We start from the raw sequence: 22,415 nt of genomic DNA, 5'->3' as shown, positions 1-22,415 counted from the left end.
ATCATCTTCCGGATTGTGTTGCAAAGTGTCGCCTTCGACCCCGCACGCCAGCGGGCGCATTTCGCGCCCGGTCCCTCCCGGCATGCAGGACCACCGCAAGGCAGCGGCCGTCGTGATTGCGTAACTGTGCTGTCGTCGTGCCTCCGGTGCCGTCCACCTGTCCGATGGCGGCATCCTGTTTCTTCTGCCAGGTCCATGACGCGGGCTTGTGAAGCCGGAGCGGCTGTCCCTTGAATTGTTCCAGACTATAGGGGGGCGGATCCGATAAGGTCCAATTGTATTGCTTTTGATCCTCGATCAGGTAAACTTATCATCATGCCTTCGCTTCGCCAGTTTCGCTATCTCGACGCCCTCGCCACCCATCTGCATTTCCGCCGGGCGGCGGATGCGGTCGCCGTCTCCCAGCCGGCCCTGTCCATGCAGATCCGCGAACTGGAGCAGGAACTGGAAATCAAGCTGGTCGAACGCCAGCCCAACGCGGTGCGCCTGACCCGCGAGGGCGAGGAGATCGTGACGCGCGCGCGCAAGATCCTGTCCGACGTGCGCGACCTGGTCGACTACGCGCGCCAACTCGGCCAGCCGCTGTCCGGCACCCTGCGCCTCGGCATCATTCCCTCGATCGCGCCCTACCTGCTGCCGCGCATCCTGCCGGCGCTGGGCGCGGCCCATCCCAACATGCAACTGACCATCCGCGAGACGCTGACCGAGGCGATGACCCAGGAACTGCTCGCCGGCGATCTCGACGCGATCATCGTCGCCCTGCCGGTCACCGATCCCGGCCTGGTCGCCGAGCCGCTGTTCGTCGATCGCTTCCTGCTCGCCCGCCACAACCGCCCGGGCCTCGACTGCAGCCGGCCGGTCGAGCCGGCAGACCTGGAAACCGACACGCTGCTGCTGCTGGAGGAAGGCCACTGCCTGCGCGACCAGGCGCTCAACTATTGCAGCAGCCTGCCGACCGGTCGGAAGTCGCCGCTCGGCGCGACCAGCCTCGCCACCGTCATGCAGATGGTCGCCGCCGGCTACGGCGTCACGCTGCTGCCCGAGATCTGCGCCGCGACGGAAGTGCGCGACGACCGCGTCGCCCTGTTGCGCTTCGCCGATCCGCAACCGGCGCGCACCGTCGGCCTTGCCTGGCGCAAGTCGTCGCCGCGCCGGCAGGATTTCGAGACGCTTCGCCAGACCCTGATGGCGACGCTGGAAGGATGCGGCTGCGCGCCCTGTCCGCTGCCGGCAACTCAGGCTGCCGCCGACGCCGCGCCCGCTGCCGCGGCGATGCGGTAGACGCAGCGGCGCCCCCCGGACAGCAGGTGCTCGACCCGCTCGACGGAGGCATCCGCACCGAGGACGGCACGGAACACGGCAAGTTCGGAGCGGCAGAAACCGGGGCATGCCGAGGCGGCCGCGCAGATCGAGCAGTGGTTCTCGATCAGCAGCCAGCCTCCGGCGCCGTCCACCTCGACCTCGGCCATGTAGCCTTCGGCGCTGCGCAACGCCGCAAGCCGGGCGACCCTCTGCCCGAGGCCGGAGATGGCACCCAGTTCCGCCGCATAGGCGACGCGAGTCTCCGTCTCGCGGTGGGCGACCAGCCGCTCCAGCCCAGCCTCGCCGTAGAGGTCGCGCGCGGCGCGCACAAGCCCGAGGGTCAGCGCGGCATGGTTATCCGGATAGCGCGCGTGCCCGGCGGCGGTCAGCGCCCAGACGCGTCGGGGCCGGCCGACCGCGCCCTTGAGATCGGTGAAGCCGACCAGATCTTCGTCCGACAGGCCGTCCAGGTGCTGGCGCACGGCCACGACCGTGACGTCAAGCGCCTCGGCGAGAGCGGCGGCCGTCTGCGGGCCATCGGCCTTGAGCGCGTCGAGAAGGCGGGTGCGGGTGCGATCGGACATGCCGCCTTCTAGCATGACCGGCCGGATATAAAAACATTCGGCTTTTCAAATCCTGCGCCGCAGCGTAGCACCAGGGGAAGGCGGGCAGCAGCGACGGGACGGACGGCCATGACCGGTGGCACGAAACGGCAGAAGGACATGCGCAAGGCCCTGCGCGCGCTCGCCCCGCGCGTGCCGATGGCCGACGCGGAGGCTATCCTCGTCGCGGCGCTTGCCGGCCACCTGCGCCACCTGCCGGAGACGATCGCGCTCTGGCAGGCGGTCACCAGCCATATCCGCCACACCCACACCGACTACGATGCCCTGCTCAACGAGGGCTACGACCGCGATTCGGCACGTTTCTTCGTCATCGACGCGATGAACGCCGTGCTGCAGGACTGGGGCTGCGCCCGCCGTATCGAGCCGGACGAAGACGATCCTCCGGCCGGCCCGTGACGACGACGTCAGCCTCCCGCCCTCAGCCCGCCGGACGGAAGGCCAGCACGGGCAGGTCATCCATCACCAGGATGTCGGCGACTACCGGCACCGGTCCACGTTCGAACACCGCGCGCAGCGCCTCCGGCGTTGCCTCGATGCCGCGGATGATCGCCTGCACCGTGATGCCCTCGTCCAGCCGCAGGTGACCGTAGACATAGGGCGCGATCGGCTCGAAACGCGGGTGGCAGGCGGGCGAGATGTTGTGGGTGGCGAACAGCAGCGTGCCCCTTCCCGTCAGCTCGACCCAATCAAGGTCCCAGCTGCCGCAGTGCTCGCAGCAGGTGGTCGGCGGGAAGGTGTGGCGGTCGCAGGAGCGACACTTGCGCGCCTTCAGCACGCCCTGGCGCAGTCCGTCGTAGTAGATCTTGATAGCGGAGTCGTTGGCTTGTGCTTGCGGCATCTCACAGTCCTCCCAGAACCAGGGTGGTCCCGACCATGGCGTAGCCATGGGTGTGGATCACGGCGATATCGGGCCGCTTGGGGATCTGCCGCGCACCGGCCGCCCCGCGCATCTGCGTCACCGCTTCGTAGGTGTCGGAGCCGGCGCTCGCCGCCCAGGCATGGCCGAAGGCGTGGCGGCCACCGTGCGTCGACATCGGCCGGTCGCCGTCGAAGCGCAGGCGGCCGTCGCGCGCATAGGCGAGCGACTTGCCCGGCTCGATGTAGCCGATCAGTTCGGCCGTGCACAGGCCGGAGATGTGCGAACAGTCGTGGGTATGCAGATAGCCGATGTCAGCGGGCTTGATGCCCGACATGTCGAGCGCCTGGTCGACCGAACGGCGGTCGCCTTCCCAATAGGTCGGATCCTCGTCGTACCAGGGAAGATCGCGATAGCAGATGCCGAAGCCCTTCAGTTCGACCGGCTGCGACCGGGCACCGGCAAGTTCGGCCCGGGTGACGACCATCGCCGAGGCGCCGTCCGCCGTCGTCACCAGGCTCTTCAGCCGCGACGGCCAGGCGACGAACGGATTGTCCTTGTCCGACCGCCACAGTTCGAACGCATCGGCATAGCCCTTGCGCCTGGCCTCGTCTTCCAGCGTCTCCTGGATATTGGCCTTCGGCGTCATCGACCCGTGCAGGCGGCGGGTCCGGCAGACTTCGAACATTCCGCGGTCGAAATCGTCGATGCCGATGCCGTACTTCCGGCAGTAGCCCAGAGCCACGATGCCGTTGTAGGTGGAGAAGATGTCGTAGCCCTGCGGCACCTGATAGGCCTGGTTGACCGCCATGTCGGTCCACAGCCAGGTCATCTGGTGGGAAATCGGCTCGCGCTCGTAGGGACTGAGGTCCTTCACCCTGGTCCGGGTGGTCTCCAGGCCGACGACCAGCACCTTGTCGTGGACACCGGACGCGATTGCCATCGCGGCCATCGCGGCGCCCACGTTGGTGGTGGAGCACTGCGCCTCGAAATGCACGCCCGAGCGCAGTTCGGTGCCGATCCATTTAGACAGCTGCGAATAGGTCGCCGGCAGTTGCGAGGAATGCACCATCGCGTTGCCGACATAGACCGCATCGACGTCCTGGCCGCTCATGCCGGCGTCGTCGAGGGCTTCCTTGACCGCCGCCGCGGTCATTTCCTGGATGCTCAGTCCCTTCAGTTCCGGTGTTTCCAGAAGATCGCCGAAGCGGCTGCAGCCAACGCCGGCGATGGCGATCCGCTCTCTCAGTCTGTTGCGCATGCGTTCACTCCCGATACCCGGTCCGACAGAGACCGTTGTCCCCGCCTGCTGCCGGACACGAAACGCCGCACTGGATACGATCGTGGCCGGGCTTGCTGGTGACCGGCATACGGATGCGCCGGGTGCCCGCTGTCGGAATGCGGTCTGGGAACGGTCCATGTCCCCTGCAGCGTCGTGGTCGTCGCTTCCGCCTTCGATCGCAGGCAAGAGACTGCGACAACTCAAGGCTGTTCGCGTTGACTCACATCAACGCAACCGAACATATCCTCGCGAGTGGCGATGTCGGATCGACCCGCCGCAGCCGCAGTTGAGGCCCCCTCAGGGCCGGCGGGCGACGAGGTCGATCTCGACCAGCGCGTCGACGGCCAGGCCGGTGACCCCGACGCAGGTGCGTGCGGGCAGTTTTCCGGGCTCGAAGAACCCCTGATAGACCGCGTTCATGGCCGCATAGTCGCGCTGGAAACAGGTCAGGTAGACCCGCGCGAAGGTGACGTTTTCGAGCCCGAGGCCGATGCCGGCGAGCACGAGCTTCAGGTTCTCCATCACGCGGGCCGTCTGGGCCTCGACGCCCTCGGGCAGCGGCGCGTCGGGCGCGTGCGGATCGGTCGGCATCTGGCCGGTGACGAACACCCAGCCGTCGGCCTCGACGGCATGGGAGAACGGCGCGACCGGGCGCGGACCGCCGGCAATCATGTGGTGGATGGGCAGCATGGGTCCTCCTTGGGTCGGTTGGGGGCGGCGGTCGATCGCGCGGAAGGACCGTCAGCCGGACGGTCAGTCGGGCGAATAGATCCACTGTTCGGGCACATGGGCGGTCGCTGCCTCGCCGGCGCGCACCGTGCCCGGTCGCTCGACATAGGCGACCAGGCCGCGCAGGCGGCGCGCCTTGTCGGGAAACAGCAGGTCGAGGCCGTCGCGTTCAGGGTACCGGGCAGCAATCGCCCGGCCGGCGATGCGGCACGGCGCGTTGTCGCCGTCGACGCGCAGCACCGCGCCGCCCTCGAACACGAGCCGCGTGCGCGGCGGGATCAGACTGAGGCGGGGGATGCCGGCGAGCACGATGTTGCCGCCGATCCATTCCGCCCTGAGTTCGGGCAGGTCCATGCGCCGCGCCACCAGGGCCAGTTCCTCCGCCGACAGCACCGACACCTGACGCTCGTTGGCCATCTCCGTGCCGCGCGGATACCACGGCTCGCGCCCACCCGAGCGGCGCGTGAAGCCGGCATGGCGGTCGCCGGGAATACCCTCGAAGGTCAGGACAAGGTCGTCGCACCGTGCCGTTTCGAAGCTTTCCGCCCCCGCCGTCTTGAGCACGCTGACGACCCTGCCGGCCAGCCGGCGGCCACGCACCAGGAGGTCGGGGTCGGGACTCTCGTCGCCGAAAAGATCTGCCGGCATGGTCCGTCCTTGCTTGGGGATCCCGTTCCTTCAGGTAGACCGGATGAGCGGCGCCGGCAACCAGACGCCGGCGTTGCCGGACGGCTCAGGTGCCTTCGAACATGCCGCTCGCAAACCCGTCGAGGCTGACCTGGTTGTTGGCGCGCTGGTAGGCCTCCATCTCCTCCGCCGTCTTGGCGGCGGACCAGTTGTCGAGCGACGGCCGCTCGCCCTTGTACTCGAACAGCGGCACGCCGTAGCCGCAGGAGGTCTGCACCAGGTCGATGTCGAGCCGCACGATCTGGCGCGCGCCGGCGGGCTCCTCGCCGGAAAAGGCGCTGTCCAGAAGCGCCGCATAGGCCGCCGTGTCGCGGCGCAGGACCGCGCCCTTGCCGTAGAGACGCAGGATCAGCGGCGGTCCCTCGACCGCGCAGACCATCAGCGTCATGCGGTCGCACTGCCTCAGGTGCGCCGCCGTCTCGTTGCCGCTTCCCGTCCGGTCCAGATAGGCGACCGCATTCGCGGACAGCACCCTGAGCGCCGTCGTCGGCCGCGGCGACACGTTCACCCGGCCCGTCGATGCGGCGGTCGCGGTGAAGAAGATGTGCTGGTGCGCGAGGAAGGCGCGATGCTCGTCGGACAGCTCCGGAAACCGTTTTGCCATTGGCAATCTCCCCAAGTCAGAGCGTCGAGATTGCCGGCAGCCGGATGCGCCGACAAGGTCATTTGCACGCAAAACGGCGGGCCAACCGACCCGCCGTCAGACTGCTGACAAACCTCCAAACGCGTCATCCAGCACGCAGCGAAGCGCAGATACGGGATCGGCGAGCCGGGGGCTCTCGTTCTACATTATTGGAATCGTTGACACCGTGGCTCTCCGGTTCCGGCTCGCGCTCCGCTTGGCCGGAATGACACTGGAAAGGCTGCGCGTTTGTCAACAAGCTGACGGCGGGCCAACCGACCCGCCGTCTCTGTATCCTGAAAACCCTCGCCGGCCGTCTACCGCGTCAGCGGCTTGTACTTGATCCGGCGCGGGTCGGCGGCGTGGGCCCCCAGACGTCTGACCTTGTCCTTCTCGTAGTCCTCGAAGTTGCCCTCGAACCATTCCACGTGGCTGTCGCCCTCGAAGGCGAGCATGTGGGTGGCCATGCGGTCGAGGAACATGCGGTCGTGGGAGATGATCACGGCGCAGCCGGCGTAGTTTTCCAGAGCGTCTTCAAGCGCCGCCAGCGTCTCGGTGTCGAGGTCGTTGGTCGGCTCGTCGAGCAGCAGCACGTTGGCGCCCTGCTTCAAGACCTTGGCCAGGTGCACGCGGTTACGCTGGCCGCCGGACAGGTCGCCGACCTTCGCCTGCTGGGCCGGGCCCTTGAAGTTGAACGACGAGCAGTAGGCGCGGGAGTTGATCTCCTTGTCGTCGAGGTAGATCACCTCGGCGCCGCCGGAGATTTCCTCCCACACCGTCTTCGACGGATCGAGCGTGTCGCGCGACTGGTCGACATAGCCCAGATGCACGCTGTCGCCGACGATGATCTCGCCCGAGTCGGGCTTTTCCTGGCCGGTCAGCATCTTGAACAGCGTCGACTTGCCGGCGCCGTTCGGGCCGATCACGCCGACGATGCCGCCGCGCGGCAGCTTGAACGACAGGTCGTCGATCAGCAGCCGGTCGCCGAAGCCCTTGGAGACGTTCCTGACCTCGATGACGTTGGCGCCAAGGCGCTCGCCGACCGGAATGAGGATCTGCTCGATCGTCGGCATGCGCTCTTCCTGCTTGGCGAGCAGGTCCTCGTAGGCCTTGATGCGCGCCTTGGACTTGGTCTGGCGGCCCTTCGGCGACATGCCCATCCATTCGCGCTCGCGCTCGATCGCCTTGGAGCGGGCCATGTCCTCGCGGCCTTCCTGGACCATGCGCTTGGTCTTCTTCTCCAGATAGACCGAGTAGTTGCCCTCGTAGGGGATGCCGCGACCGCGGTCGAGCTCGAGGATCCAGCCCGTCACGTGGTCGAGGAAGTAGCGGTCGTGGGTGATGATCAGCACCGCGCCCTTGAATTCGCGCAGGTGACGCTCCAGCCAGTGGACCGTCTCAGCGTCGAGGTGGTTGGTCGGCTCGTCGAGCAGCAGCAGGTCCGGTTCGGACAGAAGCAGCTTGCACAGCGCCACGCGGCGCTTTTCGCCACCCGACAGGTTCTCGACGGAGGCATCTTCCGGCGGGCAGCGCAGCGCTTCCATCGCCATCTCGACCTTGCTTTCGAGGTTCCACAGGTCTTCCGCGTCGATGATGTCCTGCAGTTTGGCGCCTTCCTCGGCGGTCTCGTCCGAGTAGTTCATCATCAGTTCGTTGTAGCGGTCGACGATCGCCTGCTTGTGCGCGACGCCCTCCATGACGTTTTCTTTGACCGTCTTGGAATTGTCGAGCTGCGGCTCCTGCGGCAGATAGCCGACCTTGGCGCCCTCGGCCGCCCAGGCCTCGCCGGTGAACTCCTTGTCGAGCCCGGCCATGATCTTTAGGAGCGTCGACTTGCCGGCGCCGTTGGGGCCGAGAATACCGATCTTGGCGTCCGGGTAGAACGACAGGTGGATGTTGTCGAGCACCTTCTTGCCGTTGTAGGCCTTCGACAGGCCGTGCATGTGATAGATGAACTGGCGCGCCATGGGGCTTCGCGTCTCCGTCGTGAGGAAAGTCCTGGGAGGAATTCGGGGCACTATTACGCGATGAGCTCTTGGGGAGCAATGCGTGCCGCACGGGATTTCGGCGAAAGATGGGAACGCTCGGCCACTCCTGCAAGGCCGACAGCCCTGCGCAGCGTGACGGAATACGGGCGTCGGCCCGCCGCGAGAACCTCGGAAATGAAAGTGTCGCGAAGGTCCAGGCCTCGGCACAGGAAGGGCACCAGGCATTGGCCGTCTCCATTGACGATATTAATATAACTAGTTATATAACTAAGCATACAAGGAGGTGGCGATGGTGGAAGACGTCGTCCGGAGGCTGGGCCACGCCACGCTCGGTAGCCGGTTGAAGCGGATCGGGGAGCGGTTGCAGGCCGACACCCAGGAGCTGACGGCACGGCTCGCCGAAAGCGACCTGCCGGTGGCGCACAACCCGGTGCTGGCCGCGCTCGACCGCAACGGTCCGATGAGCATCGGCGACCTGGCGCAAGCCCTCGGCCAGAGCCAGCCGGGCATCACCCGCATGGTCGGCAAGATGAAGGCCGCCGGCCTGGTCGAAACCCGCACCGATGCGACCGACCGGCGGGTCAGCACCGTACGGCTGACGACCAGGGGCGAGGCGCTGACCACACATCTGAAGGAGGTGCTGTGGCCGGCCGTCGAGGCCGCTGTCGCGGACGCCTGCGAAGGGCTTTCCGGCACCCTGCTCGAGCAACTGGACCAGCTTGAGGACCGGCTTGCCGAGAAGCCGCTCGGCCGGCGTGTCCGGATCCGGGTCAAGGCCCGCCAGGCCGGCGAACGGAAGCGGTAACGGAGTATCCGGGAATGGAAGACGCCCTCGATCACGCGGTCTGGACCGCTCTCATCACGCGCCAGAGCGGCTTTGCCCTTGGGCAGCAAGGTGCTCGGCGGTTCAGGCCCGACGTGGCGCCCTTTGCTGCCGCCCGCGACGACAGTCCCGAAAGCCTCGCGGCCCTCGGCGATCTGATGGCCGATGGCGAGACCGACGTTTACCTGCTCCAGCGCACAGAGATCGTCCTGCCCGCGACGCTGACGGCTCCGATGACCGCACCCGGCGTGCAGATGGTCAAACGGCGCGCCGGCGACGCACCGGCACTCCGCGAGGAAATCGTTCGCCTGACGGCAGCCAACATCCCGGACATGCGGGCGCTCATTGACCTGACCAGGCCGGGGCCGTTCCGCGCCCGCACCGTCGAGCTCGGCGACTACTTCGGCATCCGCGTCGGCGGCCGGCTGGCGGCGATGGCCGGCGAACGGCTGAAGCTGCCGGGCTTCACCGAGGTGAGCGCGGTCTGCACCCATCCCGACTTCCGCGGCCGGGGCTTCGGCGCGGCCCTGACGGTGTTCGCAGGCAGGCGCATCGAAGCGCGCGGCGAAACCCCGTTCCTGCACACCTATGCCAGCAACGCAGGCGCGATCCGTCTCTACGAAAAGCTCGGTTACGAGGTGCGCTGCGGCGTCCATGTCGCCGTGCTCGCCAAGCCGGCCCAGGATGCCTGACGTCTACCGATCCTTCAGCCCGTACCACCAGTAGGCGCCCTGCAGGTAGAGGCGACGCAGAGCCGGGGCCGGGAAGCGGCGCAACGGCGCGCGCACCACCGCCGGCAGGTCGTCGGCCCGGGCGAGGCTGAGGGCGAGGTTGGCAGCTGCCTCGCCGGCGAGCGAGGCCATGGACACTCCGTTGCCGTGATAGGCCATGGCTGCGAAGACGCCGGGCCAGCCCGGCACTTCGCCGATGAACGGGTTGAGGTCGAGCGCGAGACAGACGTGCCCCGACCAGAAATGGCTTTCCTCGACGCGGGCCCAGGCCGGGAACAGGCGCGCGAAGTCGGCGCGGATGCGCCGGTGCATGGCGGCGTGTTCGCGCGCCGTCCCGAAGATGCCGCCGCGCATCCCGAACAGGAAGCGCCGGTCGGGCAGAAGACGGAAATAGTGCAGCAGCGTGCGCGTGTCGGCCGCCATACGCGGCGAGGTCCAGCCCTGCGCCGCCAGTTCGCCCTGCGTCAGCGGCCGGGTCACCAGGATATTGGACAGCACCGGCAGTAGCCGGCCGGCGAGCCAGTCGGGCACGTCCTCGCGGGAATAGCCGTTGCCGGCAAGGATCACCCGCCGCGCCGCGACCGTGCCTTCCGGGGTCTGCAAGTGCCAGCGCCCGCCGCCGGGCCGGATCGCGGTCACCGCAGAGCGAGCGTTGAGGACCGCGCCGGCGGCGCGCGCCGCCGCGGCCAGGCCCTGGACGTATTTCATCGGGTTGAGCGCGAAGCCGTGCGGCACATGCATGCCGCCGAAGAAGTCGGGGCCCGCCATGCCGCGGTCGGCCAGTCCCTCGCGCGACAGGATCTCGGCACCGAGCCCGAAAGCATCGTTCAGGAACGCTGCCTCCTCGGCGAGGCCCTTCAGCGCGGACGGACGATGGGCGAGGATCGTCTCGCCATCGGAATGGCGGTCGACGTCGAGGCTCCAATCGGCGAGACGCTGCTCGACCGTATCGATCGCCTGGAGTTGGAAGCGGACGAAACGGCGCGCCTCGTCGCGGCCGTAGCGAGCAACCAGATCCTGCGCGCTGCGCTTGGAGCCGCCCATGCAGCAGAAGCCGCCGTTGCGCCCCGACGCACCCCAGCCGACGCGCGCAGCCTCCAGCACACGCACGGATGCTCCCGCGCTTGCCGCCTTCAGCGCCGCGCTCAGGCCGGTGAACCCGGCGCCGACGATCGCCACGTCGGCTTCGACGTCCCCCGACAGCGGAGGATCTTCGGCGATCGCCCCGACCGTGCCTTCCCAGAAGCTGCCGATGGCGAGTTCGCCGGCCATAGCTCAGATGCCCAGCCGGTCGCGCAGGGCGAACCAGGTCATCGCAAGCACCAGCAACGGGAAGCGCAGCCGGTCGCCGCCGGGGAACGGCGCCAGCTTGAGGCTCTCGAACACCTCGAAACGCCCGGCCGTGCCGTCGACTGCCTCGGCGAGCAGCCGGCCGGCGAGCGTCGCCATCGCCACGCCGTGGCCGGAATAGCCGCCGGCGGCAAGCACGTTGGGCGACAGTCTGGAGAAATAGGGCATGCGCCTGGGCGTGATCGCCAGCGTGCCGCCCCAGCCGTAGTCGATGCGAACGTCCTTCAGTTGCGGGAACACCTGCAGCATCGGCCGGCGCACGAAGGCCTTGATGTCGGAGGGAAAGCGATAGCCGTAATTCTCGCCGCCGCCGAACAGCAGCCGGTTGTCGGACGAGCGGCGGAAATAGTTGATGACGAACTTGCTGTCGGCGACGGCGACGTTGCCGGCGATCAGCGTCTCCGCTTCGCTCTCCGACAAGGGCTCGGTGGCGATGATGAAGTTGTTGATCGGCATGACATGGGCCGACACCGTGCGGTCGAGCCGGCCGAGATAGCCGTTGCAGCCGAGCACCAGGAAGCGGGCGCTCACGCTGCCGCCGGGGGTGGTCACGCGGACCGGATCGCCGGGCTCGTAGCCGGTGACCGTGCTCTCCTCGAAGAAGCGCACGCCAGCCGCCTCGCCGGCCGCCGCCAGGCCGAGGGCGAAGTTGAGCGGATGCAGGTGACCGGCGCCGGCATCGAGCGTCCCGCCGAAATAGGCCGGGCTGGCGAGCCGCTCGGCCATTTCCTTGCCGTCGACGAAGCGGATCAGGTCGTAGCCATAGCGGCTCTGAAGGTGTTCTGCATAGGCCCTGCTTTCAGCGACATAGGATCGTCGGTGGTCGGCGTGCAGCACGCCGTGGACGAAGTCGCAGGCGATGGCGTGGCGGGCGATCAGATCGGCGACCAGCGCCTTGGCCTCCTCGGCAAGGCCCCACAGCCGCTGCGCATGGGCCTCGCCGAGCTGCCGTTCCAGCGTGATCTGGTCGAGGCGCTGGCCGGAACCGACCTGGCCGCCATTGCGTCCCGACGCGCCCCAGCCGAGCCGGTGCGCCTCGAGCAGCACGACATCGTACCCGCGCCCGGCCAGGTGCAGCGCGGCCGACAGTCCGGTATAGCCGCCGCCGATCACGCAGACGTCGCAGGATATGGTGCCGGCGAGCGGGGCATGCGCCGTCTGCCGGTTGGCCGTCGCGGAATACCAGGACGGCGGATGGCGGCCGGCCCGATCGTTTGCGGTCAGAAGGTCGAGGCGGTTCAGCATGATCGGACTCTCGCCGGTCGCAGGGACGCCAAGTCTTTCCCGCCGACAGGCGCTTGGCAAGCCCGCGCCGGGCGCGAAATGTCGCGTGCGCCGCGGCACCGTCGGCCGGCGCCGGCACTATCGCGCCCCGGTGCTTCTCGCCCTTGCGGCCAAAGCGCGCTAAGGTCCGAACCAGTTCTCGCCGATGGCCGGATGCGACTTCACGATGCGTGCGCCCCTTCCCCTGACCCAGGACATCCTTCTGATCGGCGGTGGCCATGCCCATGCGCTGGTGCTGCGCATGTGGGGCATGGCACCGCTCGCCGGCGCGCGCATCACGGTGGTCAATCCGGGCCCCGTCGCGCCTTACACGGGCATGCTGCCCGGAGCGATCGCCGGCCACTACAGGCGCGACGAGATGATGATCGACCTGGTCCGCCTCACCCGCTTTGCCGGAGCCCGGGCGATCCTGGACCGGGTGGTCGGCCTTGACCCTGAGGCGCGCCAGGCGCGGCTCGCTTCGGGCCGGGTGCTGGCCTACGACGTCGCCTCGATCGACATCGGCATCGCCTCCGACCTGCCGCATCTCCCCGGCTATGCCGAACACGGTGTCAGCGCCAAGCCTCTCGGCGACTACAGCGAGCAGTGGCAGCGGTTTGTCGCCGATGCGCCGCAGGCGCCGCACCTGACCGTCATCGGCGGCGGCGTGGGCGGCGTCGAACTGGCGCTGGCCTCGGCCCATCGCCTGGCGGCGGCCGGTCGACAGCCGCGGATTACCGTGGTGGAACGGCAGGCCACGGCGCTGCCGGGCGTCGCCCCGGCGACACGGCGCAGCTTGCTGGCTGCCATGGACGCCCATGGCATCGCATTGCGGACCGACGTCTCTGTCGCCCGGATCCTGGCAGACGCCGTTGACCTGACGGACGGCTCCCGCCTGCGCTCGGACTTCACCCTGTCGGTCGCGGGCTCGCAGCCGCAGGCCTGGCTGGCCGAGACCGGGCTCGTTCTGCATGACGGCTTCGTCGTCGTCTCGCCGACGCTGCAATCCTCGGATCCGGCGGTCTTCGCCGCCGGCGACTGCGCCCATCTGGCCTTCGCCCCGCGTCCCAAGGCCGGCGTCTATGCGGTGCGCGAGGCACCGGTCCTCTTCCACAACCTGCGCGCCGCCGTCGCCGGCGGCGCCATGCGCCGTTATGCGCCGCAGCGCGACTACCTGAAGCTGATCTCCATGGGCGGCAAGGCCGCTGTGGCCGACAAGTTCGGCCTGCGCATCGGCGGCCGCTGGCTGTGGCAGATCAAGGACAGCATCGACCGACGGTTCATGACCAGGTTCGACGCCTATCCCGCCATGCCCGTAGAGCCCCTGCCGCAACCGCACGCCAGGGGGTTGGCCGAGGCGATGGGGACCAAGCCGATGTGTGGCGGTTGTGGTGCCAAGGTCGGCAGCGTCACCCTGGCCGAGGCCCTGGCTGCCCTGCCCCCGCCGCAGCGCGACGACCTGCTCTCCGGCCCGGGCGACGATGCCGCGGTGCTGTCCGTCGGCGGCATGCGGCAGGTGATCACCACCGACCACCTGCGCGCCTTCGTCGGCGATCCCCATCTCATGGCGCGCCTTGCCGCGATCCACGCGCTTGGCGACATCTGGGCCATGGGCGCCGCGCCGCAGATCGCGCTGGCGCAAATCACCCTCCCGCGCCTGTCGGAACGGCTGCAGGCGCGGATGCTCGCCGAAGTCATGGCCGCTGCCGGCGCCGTGTTCCGCGACGCTGGAGCAGAGTTGGCCGGCGGCCACACGGCGGTCGGAGACGAACTGACCATCGGCTTCACGGTCACGGGCCTGGCGTCGGCTCCAGTGGCCAAGCACGCCGCGCAGCCGAGCGATTGTCTGATCCTGACCAAGCCGATCGGCACCGGCGTGGTGCTGGCCGCCGAGATGGCGCTCGCCCGCACGCGCCGGACCGGAGGCCCGATGCTCGGAGAGGCCTGGGCCGCCTGCATCGCCGCGATGGCCCGCCCGCTCGGTATGGCCGCCGACATCCTGCGCGGATCCGCCCGTGCGATGACCGACGTCACGGGCTTCGGCCTCGCCGGCCATCTGTGGGAGATGCTCGGCCACGGCCGTCTCTCGGCGCGGCTGGATCTGTCTGCAATCCCGCTCCTGCCGGGGGCCGCGGATCTCGCCGAGCAGGGCATTGCCTCGACGCTGATGCCGGCCAACCGGGCCGCCCTCGACCATCACGTCGACGGACCGCGGGGCGCGACAACCGATCTCCTGTTTGATCCGCAGACCTGCGGCGGGTTGCTGGCCGCGCTGCCGGCCGAGGCGGTGGACAAGGCGATGGCAGCGCTCGATGCCGCCGGCGAGGCCGCGGTTCGGATCGGCACGGTCGAGGCCGGAGCCGCGACGGCCGGCCAGGGCCGGATCGTCCTGGTCTGACGTTCCGGTCCGTCACGCTATCCGCGCGCAAGCCGCAAGCCTTCAGGGGTGGTCGGGCCTCATGCCGGATCGATCCGGATCGCCCGCCCCCTGGGGTCGAAGAAGCCGGCCTCGTTCAGTACCATCCGGTCGGCGGTCACCTGATCGATCCGGTCCTGTAGGCGCGACGCGGCGACGACATCGATCACCGGGCCGCCTCCGACAGCGTTCTCGGCAAAGATCGCCACACCGTCCCAGGGCTTGCCGCTCTGGTCGATAAGCCCGCGCATCTCGGGCCAGGTGATGTCGTCCCCGATCACGTGCAGATAGGCACAGGCCAGCATGTCGACCTGCTCGCGAATCGCCACCAGCAGGATGAGCGCCGTGAATCCCTCGCTCGCCGCATAGCGGGCCGAGAGCCAGCGCGAGAAGTCGGTCTCAGAACTCGACAACCGGGGCCTCGAGCGGTTCCTGGTCGAACAGGGCGAGGAACGGGCTGCCGGTCGTCTCGGCATACCAGTCCTCGAAGTCCGCCATCTCGGCGATCGGATCGGTCTCGTCCGCAGCACCCGTGACGCTTCGCCGGACCGCCTCGGCGACCGGCGCGAAGCGGTCGAGGATGCGGGCGTGCGCCTCGCTGCCGCCGGACCAGCCGAACTCGGCACAGATGGCTGCCTGCGCCGCCTTGGCGGCGGCCTCGTCGCTGTCGGCAGGGATACAGACGGCCGTCATCCTGGCCATGAACCCGGCCCGGCGGAAGGCGAACACGCGGGCGCGCTCCCGCCTGGCCACTTCTTCGGCAAAGGACCTGCGGAAGCGCACCTCCTCCTGTTGCGCCTCGCTGGCGCGGCGATCCAGTTCTGTCAGGAAACCGGGTCTTTCGGTCATCGTCCAGCCTCTCGAACGTCGGCAACTTGGCGGAGGAGGCGGGAGTCGAACCCACCAGGGACTGTCTCGCAGCCCCTCCCGGATTTGAAGTCCGGACGCCCCACCGGGGACGATTCTCCTCCTGAAACGGGTCCGGGCGTCTGCACCCGGCAATATAGGTCCTTCTTGTGCGGGTTGATGCGGCGGATGTCGCCGCGCCGCATGGTCAGCCCCTGGCGATCGAAGAATTCGAGGATCTGGATGGCCACCTTGCGGCCGTTGTCGAGCCGGTCGCGGAAGGCCGTGACGGGAAAGCCTTCCGGTGCCGCCGCCTCGGCCAGGTCCCGGACGATGCCGGCCATCTCGGTCACCGTCTCCGACAGGAAGAAGTGGTCGTGCGCAAGTTCCTCCACATCGCCGCGCCGGGCGGCGAGCTTGAGGATACGGCGCACCAGCCCCTCGTCGAGCCCGGTGTCGCGCGCGATGTCGCGCACGCGCGGCGTGCGGAACCGGCCTTCGCCCGCGAACCGCGGCAGCAGGCGGCGCCAGATCTCCTCTTCCTCCGGCGACAGGCGCACCTCGAACCAGGGCCGGCGCAGCCAGGACCGGTCGGGCCTGGCCACGCCTTCCTCGGCCAGCCGGCCCAGCACCGCCTGGAACACCGGCGCCGGCAGGCGCGGGACCAGCGACAGGCGCAGGCGTTCCTGGCCAAGGCCTGGCAGGTCCGGGCGCTCCTCGTGCGCCTGGTCGAGCCGTGCACCGATCTCGTCCCGCAGTCGCGCCCAACCGGCGGCGGAAAAGGCCGCCGTGCCGCCGTCGGGTCGCGGCAGCACCACAAGTCCAAGCCGGTCGACCAGAGCGTCCGCCGCCTCGGGCAGCTCGGCCCGATCCCGCACCCAGCGCTGCGGATCGACCCAGCCGCGCGGGCCGTCGAGCAACGCGGCCAGCGCCTCGTCGGGCGCGGACGTGGCGAGTCGCCGCAACTCGTCCAGCCGCGCGGGCGCGCGCCGCCGCCGCTCAGGCCCCGCGAGGTCGAGGATGGTTCCGCCGCCGATCGTGCGGGTGGCCGAGATGTCGCGCAGAACGAACCGGTCGCCCACCGCCGCCGCGAGCGGCGCGTCGAGCACGAGCTGGGCGAACCCCTCCGCGCCCGGCGGGATCGCATCCGCGCTGAGCGGCACCAGCCGCGCCGTGGTTTCCTCGGCCGCGTGATGCACCCGCACGGCAGCCCATTGCGACAGGGCCTTCGCCTCGCCGCGCAGCACGCGCACCGACACGTCCATGCGCTGCGTCGGCCCATGGAGCGACGGGTACAGCAGCACGGCGCCGCGCGTCACGCTGTCGGTCGAGATGCGCGCTCCCGCCAGCGCCACGGCGCAGCGCTGCCCGGCGAAAGCCTCTTCCGCCGCCGCGTTCTGGGCATGGAGCGAGCGAACGCGCGCCTCCAGTCCCGCCGGCGAGACGACGAGCCGGTCGCCCACCGCCACGCGGCCGGACAGGATGGTCCCGGTGACCACGGTGCCGGTGCCCTGCAGAGTGAACACCCGGTCGATCGCAAGCCGGAAGGCATCGTCGGCCCGCCGGGTTCCGAGGTCGAGCGCAGCCGCGTCGAGCGCAGCGGCCAAACGCTCGATGCCCTGCCCGGTCGCGGCAGACACCGGATGAATCGGGATGCCGGCCAGGCCGGTGCCGCGCAGCGCCGCCCGGATTTCCGCCTCGGCCTCGGCCAGCCGCTGCGGGCCGACCAGATCGGCCTTGGTCAGGGCGACCATCCCGTGCCGAAGGCCGAGCAGGTCGGCGATCGCCAGATGCTCGCGCGTCTGCGGCATGGGGCCGTCGTCGGCGGCGACCACCAGCAACAGCAGATCGATCCCGGTCGCTCCGGCCAGCATGGTGTGCACCAGCCGTTCGTGCCCCGGCACGTCGACGAAGCCGACCGTGCCATGGGGCCGACGCCAGTAGGCGAAGCCGAGCTCGATCGTGATCCCGCGCGCCTTTTCCTCCTTCAGCCGGTCGGTCTCCACACCTGTCAGGGCACGGACCAGACTGGTCTTGCCATGGTCGATATGGCCCGCGGTGCCGACGATCATGGCAGCAACTCCGCAAGCGGCGCGGTGGCAAGCGCCTCCGCCTCGCCCCGCTGGCGGGCATCGAGCCCGGCCATGAGCCCGTGCAGATAGACGCCGGCCAGCGCGCTGCCGGCCTCGCACCCCTTCAGCACCAGCGCGCAGCCCTGCACCGGATCGCGTGCCGTGCCGCGTCCGAGCGCGCGGGCGACGCCCAGGAGCACCAGCGCATCGGCCTCGCCTGCCCGTGCGGCAAGGGCCCACCACCAGGCCGCCGCCACCGGGTCGACCTCGCCCCCGGCACCGTCGTAGAGCATCCGCCCCAGCCGCAGCATCGCCGCGCTGCGCCCGCCCTTTGCCGCCTGTTCGGCATAGACGCGCGCCACCGGCAGGTCCGCATGGGGGCCGTCCGCATCGCCGAACATCTCGGCCAGATGCTCGGCGGCAAGCAGGTCGCCCCCGGCGGCCGCCTTCTTAAGCAGATCGCGGGCGGTCACCGCGTCGACCGGCACGCCGCGTCCGTCGAGATAGGCAAAGCCCAGCATCCGCGCTCCTGCCGGATCGCCCTGCAGGGCCGCGGCGATGAGCCATTTGACTGCCGCCTCGTCGTCGGGGCGGATCCCCTGCACGCTGAGCAGTATGGTGCCCACCTCGGCCTGCGCACGCGCATGACCGGCCTTGGCGAGCGGCACCAGGAGGTCAAGCGCCGCCTCCACCCTGCCCGCGTCGAGCAGGCCGATGGCCCGTTTCAGTTCCGCTTCGGGATCGGGCCTGGCACCGAACAGCCTCTTCAGCATGGTGCCTCCATGCCAAAGGCAGGCAGCTGCGCGACAAAGGCGTCCTCGTCGTCTAGGCAGCGCAGGTCGAGCAGCACCGCACCGCCCTCGAGGCGCCCGACCACCGGGATCGGCAGGCGGCGAAAGGCGACAGCGAGCCGGTCGGCCTCGCCCCCGGCGGCCGGCAGGCACAGCGCGATCGAAGGAATCGTCTCCAGCGGCAGCGCTCCGGAGCCGATCTGGCTGCGGGTCTCGGCGATCTCCACCGCACGGCCGGTGGCCGCGGCGACGGCAGGCGCGAGCCGAGCGGCGAGCGCACGCAGGTCCTCGACCCCGCGCGCGAAGGCCGCCAGCGTCGGCAGGCGCTCGGCCAACCGATCCGGATCGCGATAGAGCTTGAGCGTCGCCTCCAGCGCCGCTAGCCGCACCTTGTCGAGCCGCACGGCGCGCTTGATCGGGTGACTGGCGCAGGCGCGCACCAGATCGCGCCGCCCGACGATGAACCCCGCCTGCGGCCCGCCCAGCAGCTTGTCGCCCGAGAAGGTCACCAGATCCGCGCCGTCGCGCAGCGCGTCCTGCACCGTGCGCTCGCGCGCCAGCCCCCAGCGGGACAGGTCGACCAGCGTGCCCGAGCCGAGGTCGTCGACGAGCGGCAAGCCGGCCTCGCGGGCGAGCAGCGCCAACTCGGCGGTGGTGGTTTCCCTCGTGAAGCCCTGGATCAGGTAGTTCGAGGTATGTACCTTCATCAGCAGGGCCGTCTGGGGTCCGATGGCGCCGGCATAGTCCTGCGGATGCGTCCGGTTGGTGGTTCCCACCTCGCGCAGGCGCGTCCCCGCCGCCTCCATGATCGCCGGCATGCGGAACGAGCCACCGATCTCGATCAGTTCGCCGCGCGACACGATCGTCTCGCGCCCCTGCCCCAGCGCCGCCAGCACCAGCAGCACGGCGGCGGCGTTGTTGTTGACGAGACAAGCGTCCTCCGCCCCGGTCAGTTCGCTCACAAGCTGCTGCACGGCATCGTCGCGCTGGCCGCGCCGGCCGGACTCCAGGTCGTATTCCAGCGCCAGCGGGTGGCGCATGGCGCGGGTCGCCGCCTCGACCGCGGAGTCGGCATAGATCGCCCGACCCAGATTGGTGTGCAGGACCGTGCCTGTGAGGTTGAAGACGCGCACCATCCTCGACGCGTCGGCCCGCTCGAGCGCCGCGAGCGCCTGGCGGCCGAGCCCTTCCGCCGCCGCCGAACGGTCGGGCGCCGCCGCCGGATCGGCGCGCAGCCGCGCGCGCAGGGCCTCGAGCCCGGCGCGCACCTCCGACAGCGTCGCCGCATGGCCGAAGCGCGCGCTGCACAGCTGTCCGGCCGGCCCGCGCAGCACCTCGTCCACCGACGGCAGGTTTGCGAACCCCTGGCCCATGGACTCAGTAGCCGATGAGGAACGGATTGACCGAGAAGCGCGTCTTGCCGGTCTCCGCCAGCATCAGGTCGAGCGCCAGGGAGCCGACGTCGTCGGCGAGCGGATCGAGCGCGGGATCCCGGTTCTGATAGACGATCTTGGTGTAGCTCGAGCACGTCGGGCAGGTCTCGGCCTTGACGTTGTCGTCGCCGCCCTCGATGCCGTGGAAGACCAGTCCGCGCTCGTTGCCGCAACTGAGGCACAGCACGCGCACGACGTGCCATTCGGTGGCGCACAGCGCGCAGGTGCAGAAGCGGGTGTTGGCCATGCCCTCGCGCCCGACCACGGCGCTGGCCACCGGCGCGCCGCCGCAGGCCGGGCAGGCGCCGTTAGCGACCTTTTTCAGGCTGTCGGCATCCAGTCCGGCGGCCATGCGCGTCATGTGCACTTGCAGCGCCGCGGCAGCCAGCACCGTTTCCGCGATCCGCGTCGGATCCGCCTGCTCGGCCAGCGCATCGTCGAGCAGCGCGCCGCGGCTCTCCGGGCTGGCGGCCCGCAGCCGCGTCACCGCCGCCTGGGTCTGGGCCGGCATGGGCCCGCCGTCGAGCGCGGCCAGCAGGGCGTCGAAAGTGGCGAGCGCGACCGGGTCGCCGGCCAGTCCCGTGCGTCCGAGCTGCGGCATGCCGTGCCGGCTGGACCTTGCGCGCTCGTCCTCGGCAGGCAGCACGACCGGCGGCAGTCCGGCCAGGATGCCTGCCTGGGCGGCACACAGACCGGACAGGAACAGGAGATAAGGAGCAAGGTCGTCGCCCCGCGCCGCCAGGTCGGCGAAGCGCCGGGCGCGCGCGGCAAACACCTTGTCCGGGTTGGGGGTGAGGGCGAATGGCGGGGCTGCCACCTCGCCGATGCTGGTCGGATCGGGCGCAGACGAATGAGAGCCGGCACGCGGCATCTTGACCTCCCTCGCAAGACCGTCCCGTTTGTGGGACTCGTCGGTTGTGATGGCCCGGGCCGCAACGGTCCGGGCCAATGGTCTGTCGGGCGTTCTGCCCATTGCCTTTTTGAGGCCTTTTCCGGCCGTCGTTCAGGCGTGCGATCCGCCGGGATCACTCCGCCGGACGGGACTTGCCGCCCCGGGCGACCTCCTCGCGCAGCCAGCGACGGTGATGCCGCCAGCCCCAGCCGCCCGTCACCTCGCCCCTCGTCATGGCCGAGATGGTGCCCTTGACCCAGATCGCGGCATAGACATGAACGATCCACACGACGATGGCGATCACCGCCGCGATGGCATGGATCAGCACCGCGACCCGGCTTTGTTCGATCGTGAAGCTCAGCCCGAGGTTGGCGGCCAGCCAGTCGTGCTGCTGGTCCCACAGCACGACCCCGCTGAGGAACAGCGCGACGATCAGGATCGACATCAGCCAGAACACCATCTTCTGGCCGGCGTTGTACTTGCCGATCTCGGGCAGATCCTCTTCCCGGCCGGCGAGGACCGAGCGCAGGCGCGTCAGCCAGACGTTGTCCGTCCGCTCCCAGAGATTGAGCCTCCAGAACCGGAAGAACAGGCCCAGGAAGCTGACCGCCAGAACCAGCCCGATCCAGGGATGGAACTCGCGCACGTTGGCGCCGCCGCCGAACAGCCCCGACAGGAAGAACAGGCTCGGATGGAACAGTGCCAGGCCGGACAGCGCCAGCAGCACGAGGCTGACGGCCGTCACCCAGTGGTTCAGGCGGGCGCCCGCCGAGTAGCGCCTGACGTAGGTCTTCTCAGGCATCGCGCCCCTCCTTCAGCTTGCGGGCTTCCGCCTCGTCATGTTCGGACACCTCGTTGGGGCCGGCCATGAGGTAATGGCCGATGCCCACGACCGCCGCCGCCCCCATGGCGAGCATGCCGGCGTATTTGGTGACGCCCTTCCATGTCTCGACCAGCGGGCTGATGCGCGGCGCGTCCGGCAGCCCGGCGTAAAGCGAGGGCTTGTCGGCATGGTGCAGCACATACATGACATGCGTGCCGTTCACGCCCGGCGGATCGTAGAGCCCGGCCCTGGCATAGCCGCGCTCCTTCAGGTCCTCGACCCGCTCGTTGGCCAGGGCGATCATGTCGTCCTTGGACCCGAACGTGATCGCCTTGGTCGGACAGGCCTTGGCGCAGGCCGGTCCCATGCCCTCGGCCACGCGGTCCGAGCACAGGGTGCACTTGTAGGCCTTGTGGTCGGCCTTCGAGATGCGCGGGATGTTGAACGGACAGCCCTTCACGCAATAGCCACAGCCGATGCAGGCTTCCGAGATGAAGTCCACGATCCCGTTGGAATACTGGACGATCGCGCCCGGAGACGGGCACGCCTTGAGGCAGCCGGGATCGGTGCAATGCATGCAGCCGTCCTTGCGGATCAGCCATTCCAGCCGGTCCTCCGCGGTGTTCTCGTATTCCGTGTAGCGCATCAGCGTCCAGGTGTTCGGATTGAGGTCGTGGGGGTTGTCGTAGACCCCCACGTTCTCTTCCGGTTCCTGGCGCAGCTCGTTCCATTCCATGCAGGCCACCTGGCACGCCTTGCAGCCGATGCATTTGGAAATGTCGATGAGCTTGGCGACCTCGGTTTCGCGGCTCAGCGCCGGCTCGGCGCCGGAACTGGCCGAGCGCCGGACAAGGTCGAGTTTCGGTTGGATGTAAGCCATCGTCCT

The 22,415-nt window shown here is 69.4% G+C and carries 21 protein-coding genes, 1 tRNA gene and 1 pseudogene; 5 read left to right on the top strand and 18 right to left on the bottom strand.

All coding sequences use genetic code 11. From position 1 onward, the window contains the following. Positions 1–315 precede the first annotated feature (315 nt). The gene (locus SL003B_RS06590; protein ID WP_013652046.1) at positions 316–1,281 is read left to right on the top strand and encodes a hydrogen peroxide-inducible genes activator; all 966 of its coding nucleotides are present in this window, start codon (positions 316–318) and stop codon (positions 1,279–1,281) included. Here SL003B_RS06590 and SL003B_RS06585 read toward each other — a convergent pair. Further along, a complete protein-coding gene (locus SL003B_RS06585; protein WP_041375903.1) occupies positions 1,236–1,886 on the bottom strand; it encodes a helix-turn-helix transcriptional regulator in 651 nt (216 codons plus the stop codon). The genes SL003B_RS06590 and SL003B_RS06585 overlap by 46 nt on opposite strands. Before the next feature lie 108 nt (positions 1,887–1,994). On the opposite strand from SL003B_RS06585, the gene SL003B_RS06580 reads away from it, so the two are divergent. Then, positions 1,995–2,321, top strand: a complete 327-nt coding sequence (locus SL003B_RS06580) for a DUF2293 domain-containing protein (protein WP_013652044.1) — start codon at positions 1,995–1,997, stop codon at positions 2,319–2,321. Between the two features lie 22 nt (positions 2,322–2,343). On the opposite strand, the gene SL003B_RS06575 is transcribed toward SL003B_RS06580, so the two are convergent. The 6 genes from SL003B_RS06575 to ettA all read right to left on the bottom strand — a co-directional run bounded on the left by SL003B_RS06575 (position 2,344) and on the right by ettA (position 8,068). Next, positions 2,344–2,763, bottom strand: a complete 420-nt coding sequence (locus tag SL003B_RS06575; protein ID WP_013652043.1) for a Zn-ribbon domain-containing OB-fold protein — start codon at positions 2,761–2,763, stop codon at positions 2,344–2,346. A 1-nt stretch (position 2,764) separates the two neighbouring features. Beyond that, positions 2,765–4,042, bottom strand: coding sequence for a thiolase family protein (locus tag SL003B_RS06570; RefSeq protein WP_013652042.1), 1,278 nt, complete (start codon positions 4,040–4,042; stop codon positions 2,765–2,767). 318 nt (positions 4,043–4,360) lie between these two features. After that, positions 4,361–4,753, bottom strand: coding sequence for a RidA family protein (locus SL003B_RS06565; protein WP_013652041.1), 393 nt, complete (start codon positions 4,751–4,753; stop codon positions 4,361–4,363). Between the two features lie 63 nt (positions 4,754–4,816). Beyond that, positions 4,817–5,440 carry an MOSC domain-containing protein gene (locus SL003B_RS06560; protein ID WP_013652040.1) on the bottom strand — a complete coding sequence of 208 codons (624 nt, stop codon included), beginning with the start codon at positions 5,438–5,440 and terminating at the stop codon, positions 4,817–4,819. A gap of 85 nt (positions 5,441–5,525) precedes the next feature. Next, positions 5,526–6,083 (bottom strand): pyridoxamine 5'-phosphate oxidase family protein, encoded by a 558-nt coding sequence (locus SL003B_RS06555; protein ID WP_013652039.1) that lies wholly within the window; start codon positions 6,081–6,083, stop codon positions 5,526–5,528. 335 nt (positions 6,084–6,418) lie between these two features. Continuing rightward, positions 6,419–8,068 carry an energy-dependent translational throttle protein EttA gene (ettA, locus tag SL003B_RS06550; protein ID WP_013652038.1) on the bottom strand — a complete coding sequence of 550 codons (1,650 nt, stop codon included), beginning with the start codon at positions 8,066–8,068 and terminating at the stop codon, positions 6,419–6,421. Positions 8,069–8,378: 310 nt separating this feature from the next. Here ettA and SL003B_RS06545 point away from each other — a divergent pair, with 310 nt between their 5' ends. Then, the gene (locus tag SL003B_RS06545) at positions 8,379–8,894 is read left to right on the top strand and encodes a MarR family winged helix-turn-helix transcriptional regulator (protein WP_013652037.1); all 516 of its coding nucleotides are present in this window, start codon (positions 8,379–8,381) and stop codon (positions 8,892–8,894) included. A 14-nt stretch (positions 8,895–8,908) separates the two neighbouring features. Continuing rightward, positions 8,909–9,604 (top strand): GNAT family N-acetyltransferase, encoded by a 696-nt coding sequence (locus tag SL003B_RS06540; RefSeq protein WP_013652036.1) that lies wholly within the window; start codon positions 8,909–8,911, stop codon positions 9,602–9,604. Positions 9,605–9,607: 3 nt separating this feature from the next. Here SL003B_RS06540 and SL003B_RS06535 read toward each other — a convergent pair whose 3' ends face one another. Together SL003B_RS06535 and SL003B_RS06530 are read right to left on the bottom strand one after the other, a co-directional pair. Next, positions 9,608–10,915 (bottom strand): NAD(P)/FAD-dependent oxidoreductase, encoded by a 1,308-nt coding sequence (locus SL003B_RS06535; protein ID WP_013652035.1) that lies wholly within the window; start codon positions 10,913–10,915, stop codon positions 9,608–9,610. A gap of 3 nt (positions 10,916–10,918) precedes the next feature. Then, entirely contained in the window at positions 10,919–12,238 is a 1,320-nt protein-coding gene (locus SL003B_RS06530) for an NAD(P)/FAD-dependent oxidoreductase (protein ID WP_013652034.1), read from the bottom strand. 205 nt (positions 12,239–12,443) lie between these two features. Here SL003B_RS06530 and selD point away from each other — a divergent pair, with 205 nt between their 5' ends. Then, positions 12,444–14,654: a selenide, water dikinase SelD gene (selD, locus tag SL003B_RS06525; RefSeq protein ID WP_049792651.1), complete on the top strand. Its 2,211-nt coding sequence runs from the start codon at positions 12,444–12,446 to the stop codon at positions 14,652–14,654. Between the two features lie 59 nt (positions 14,655–14,713). Here selD and SL003B_RS06520 read toward each other — a convergent pair whose 3' ends face one another. The 9 genes and pseudogenes from SL003B_RS06520 to fdxH form a co-directional block, all read right to left on the bottom strand. Further along, on the bottom strand, positions 14,714–15,085 hold the full coding sequence (locus SL003B_RS06520; protein ID WP_013652032.1) for a hypothetical protein: 372 nt from the start codon (positions 15,083–15,085) through the stop codon (positions 14,714–14,716). After that, positions 15,072–15,521: a hypothetical protein gene (locus SL003B_RS06515; protein ID WP_013652031.1), complete on the bottom strand. Its 450-nt coding sequence runs from the start codon at positions 15,519–15,521 to the stop codon at positions 15,072–15,074. Before SL003B_RS06515 ends, SL003B_RS06520 begins: the two co-directional genes overlap by 14 nt. A 27-nt stretch (positions 15,522–15,548) precedes the next feature. Then, positions 15,549–15,643, bottom strand: a tRNA-Sec gene (locus tag SL003B_RS06510). Positions 15,644–15,757: 114 nt separating this feature from the next. Further along, positions 15,758–17,590, bottom strand: a pseudogene (gene selB / locus SL003B_RS22705) (selenocysteine-specific translation elongation factor); the annotation flags it as partial. Further along, positions 17,587–18,363, bottom strand: coding sequence for a tetratricopeptide repeat protein (locus tag SL003B_RS06500; protein WP_013652030.1), 777 nt, complete (start codon positions 18,361–18,363; stop codon positions 17,587–17,589). The gene SL003B_RS06500 and the pseudogene selB, both read right to left, overlap by 4 nt. Further along, complete coding sequence (gene selA, locus SL003B_RS06495) at positions 18,357–19,754, bottom strand: L-seryl-tRNA(Sec) selenium transferase (protein ID WP_013652029.1); 1,398 nt, start codon at positions 19,752–19,754, stop codon at positions 18,357–18,359. The genes SL003B_RS06500 and selA overlap by 7 nt, the downstream gene beginning before the upstream one ends. 4 nt (positions 19,755–19,758) lie before the next feature. Further along, on the bottom strand, positions 19,759–20,685 hold the full coding sequence (fdhE, locus tag SL003B_RS06490; protein ID WP_013652028.1) for a formate dehydrogenase accessory protein FdhE: 927 nt from the start codon (positions 20,683–20,685) through the stop codon (positions 19,759–19,761). A gap of 154 nt (positions 20,686–20,839) precedes the next feature. Further along, a complete protein-coding gene (locus SL003B_RS06485) occupies positions 20,840–21,508 on the bottom strand; it encodes a formate dehydrogenase subunit gamma (protein ID WP_013652027.1) in 669 nt (222 codons plus the stop codon). Continuing rightward, positions 21,501–22,409, bottom strand: coding sequence for a formate dehydrogenase subunit beta (gene fdxH / locus SL003B_RS06480; RefSeq protein ID WP_013652026.1), 909 nt, complete (start codon positions 22,407–22,409; stop codon positions 21,501–21,503). The genes SL003B_RS06485 and fdxH overlap by 8 nt, the downstream gene beginning before the upstream one ends. Positions 22,410–22,415: the final 6 nt, after the last annotated feature.

Origin of the sequence: Polymorphum gilvum SL003B-26A1, assembly GCF_000192745.1 — a bacterium.
Lineage (GTDB): Bacteria > Pseudomonadota > Alphaproteobacteria > Rhizobiales > Stappiaceae > Polymorphum > Polymorphum gilvum.
The sequence above is the reverse complement of the archived record's forward strand: the minus strand, read 5'-3'. Positions and strand labels throughout refer to the sequence as shown.

What these genes read in the sequence shown, in the direction of transcription:
- SL003B_RS06590 (WP_013652046.1), top strand. Translation starts at nt 316, where the DNA reads ATGCCTTCGCTTCGCCAGTTTCGCTATCTCGACGCCCTCGCCACCCAT.
- SL003B_RS06585 (WP_041375903.1), bottom strand. Translation starts at nt 1,886, where the DNA reads ATGTCCGATCGCACCCGCACCCGCCTTCTCGACGCGCTCAAGGCCGAT.
- SL003B_RS06580 (WP_013652044.1), top strand. Translation starts at nt 1,995, where the DNA reads ATGACCGGTGGCACGAAACGGCAGAAGGACATGCGCAAGGCCCTGCGC.
- SL003B_RS06575 (WP_013652043.1), bottom strand. Translation starts at nt 2,763, where the DNA reads ATGCCGCAAGCACAAGCCAACGACTCCGCTATCAAGATCTACTACGAC.
- SL003B_RS06570 (WP_013652042.1), bottom strand. Translation starts at nt 4,042, where the DNA reads ATGCGCAACAGACTGAGAGAGCGGATCGCCATCGCCGGCGTTGGCTGC.
- SL003B_RS06565 (WP_013652041.1), bottom strand. Translation starts at nt 4,753, where the DNA reads ATGCTGCCCATCCACCACATGATTGCCGGCGGTCCGCGCCCGGTCGCG.
- SL003B_RS06560 (WP_013652040.1), bottom strand. Translation starts at nt 5,440, where the DNA reads ATGCCGGCAGATCTTTTCGGCGACGAGAGTCCCGACCCCGACCTCCTG.
- SL003B_RS06555 (WP_013652039.1), bottom strand. Translation starts at nt 6,083, where the DNA reads ATGGCAAAACGGTTTCCGGAGCTGTCCGACGAGCATCGCGCCTTCCTC.
- ettA (WP_013652038.1), bottom strand. Translation starts at nt 8,068, where the DNA reads ATGGCGCGCCAGTTCATCTATCACATGCACGGCCTGTCGAAGGCCTAC.
- SL003B_RS06545 (WP_013652037.1), top strand. Translation starts at nt 8,379, where the DNA reads ATGGTGGAAGACGTCGTCCGGAGGCTGGGCCACGCCACGCTCGGTAGC.
- SL003B_RS06540 (WP_013652036.1), top strand. Translation starts at nt 8,909, where the DNA reads ATGGAAGACGCCCTCGATCACGCGGTCTGGACCGCTCTCATCACGCGC.
- SL003B_RS06535 (WP_013652035.1), bottom strand. Translation starts at nt 10,915, where the DNA reads ATGGCCGGCGAACTCGCCATCGGCAGCTTCTGGGAAGGCACGGTCGGG.
- SL003B_RS06530 (WP_013652034.1), bottom strand. Translation starts at nt 12,238, where the DNA reads ATGCTGAACCGCCTCGACCTTCTGACCGCAAACGATCGGGCCGGCCGC.
- selD (WP_049792651.1), top strand. Translation starts at nt 12,444, where the DNA reads ATGCGTGCGCCCCTTCCCCTGACCCAGGACATCCTTCTGATCGGCGGT.
- SL003B_RS06515 (WP_013652031.1), bottom strand. Translation starts at nt 15,521, where the DNA reads ATGACCGAAAGACCCGGTTTCCTGACAGAACTGGATCGCCGCGCCAGC.
- SL003B_RS06500 (WP_013652030.1), bottom strand. Translation starts at nt 18,363, where the DNA reads ATGCTGAAGAGGCTGTTCGGTGCCAGGCCCGATCCCGAAGCGGAACTG.
- selA (WP_013652029.1), bottom strand. Translation starts at nt 19,754, where the DNA reads ATGGGCCAGGGGTTCGCAAACCTGCCGTCGGTGGACGAGGTGCTGCGC.
- fdhE (WP_013652028.1), bottom strand. Translation starts at nt 20,685, where the DNA reads ATGCCGCGTGCCGGCTCTCATTCGTCTGCGCCCGATCCGACCAGCATC.
- SL003B_RS06485 (WP_013652027.1), bottom strand. Translation starts at nt 21,508, where the DNA reads ATGCCTGAGAAGACCTACGTCAGGCGCTACTCGGCGGGCGCCCGCCTG.
- fdxH (WP_013652026.1), bottom strand. Translation starts at nt 22,409, where the DNA reads ATGGCTTACATCCAACCGAAACTCGACCTTGTCCGGCGCTCGGCCAGT.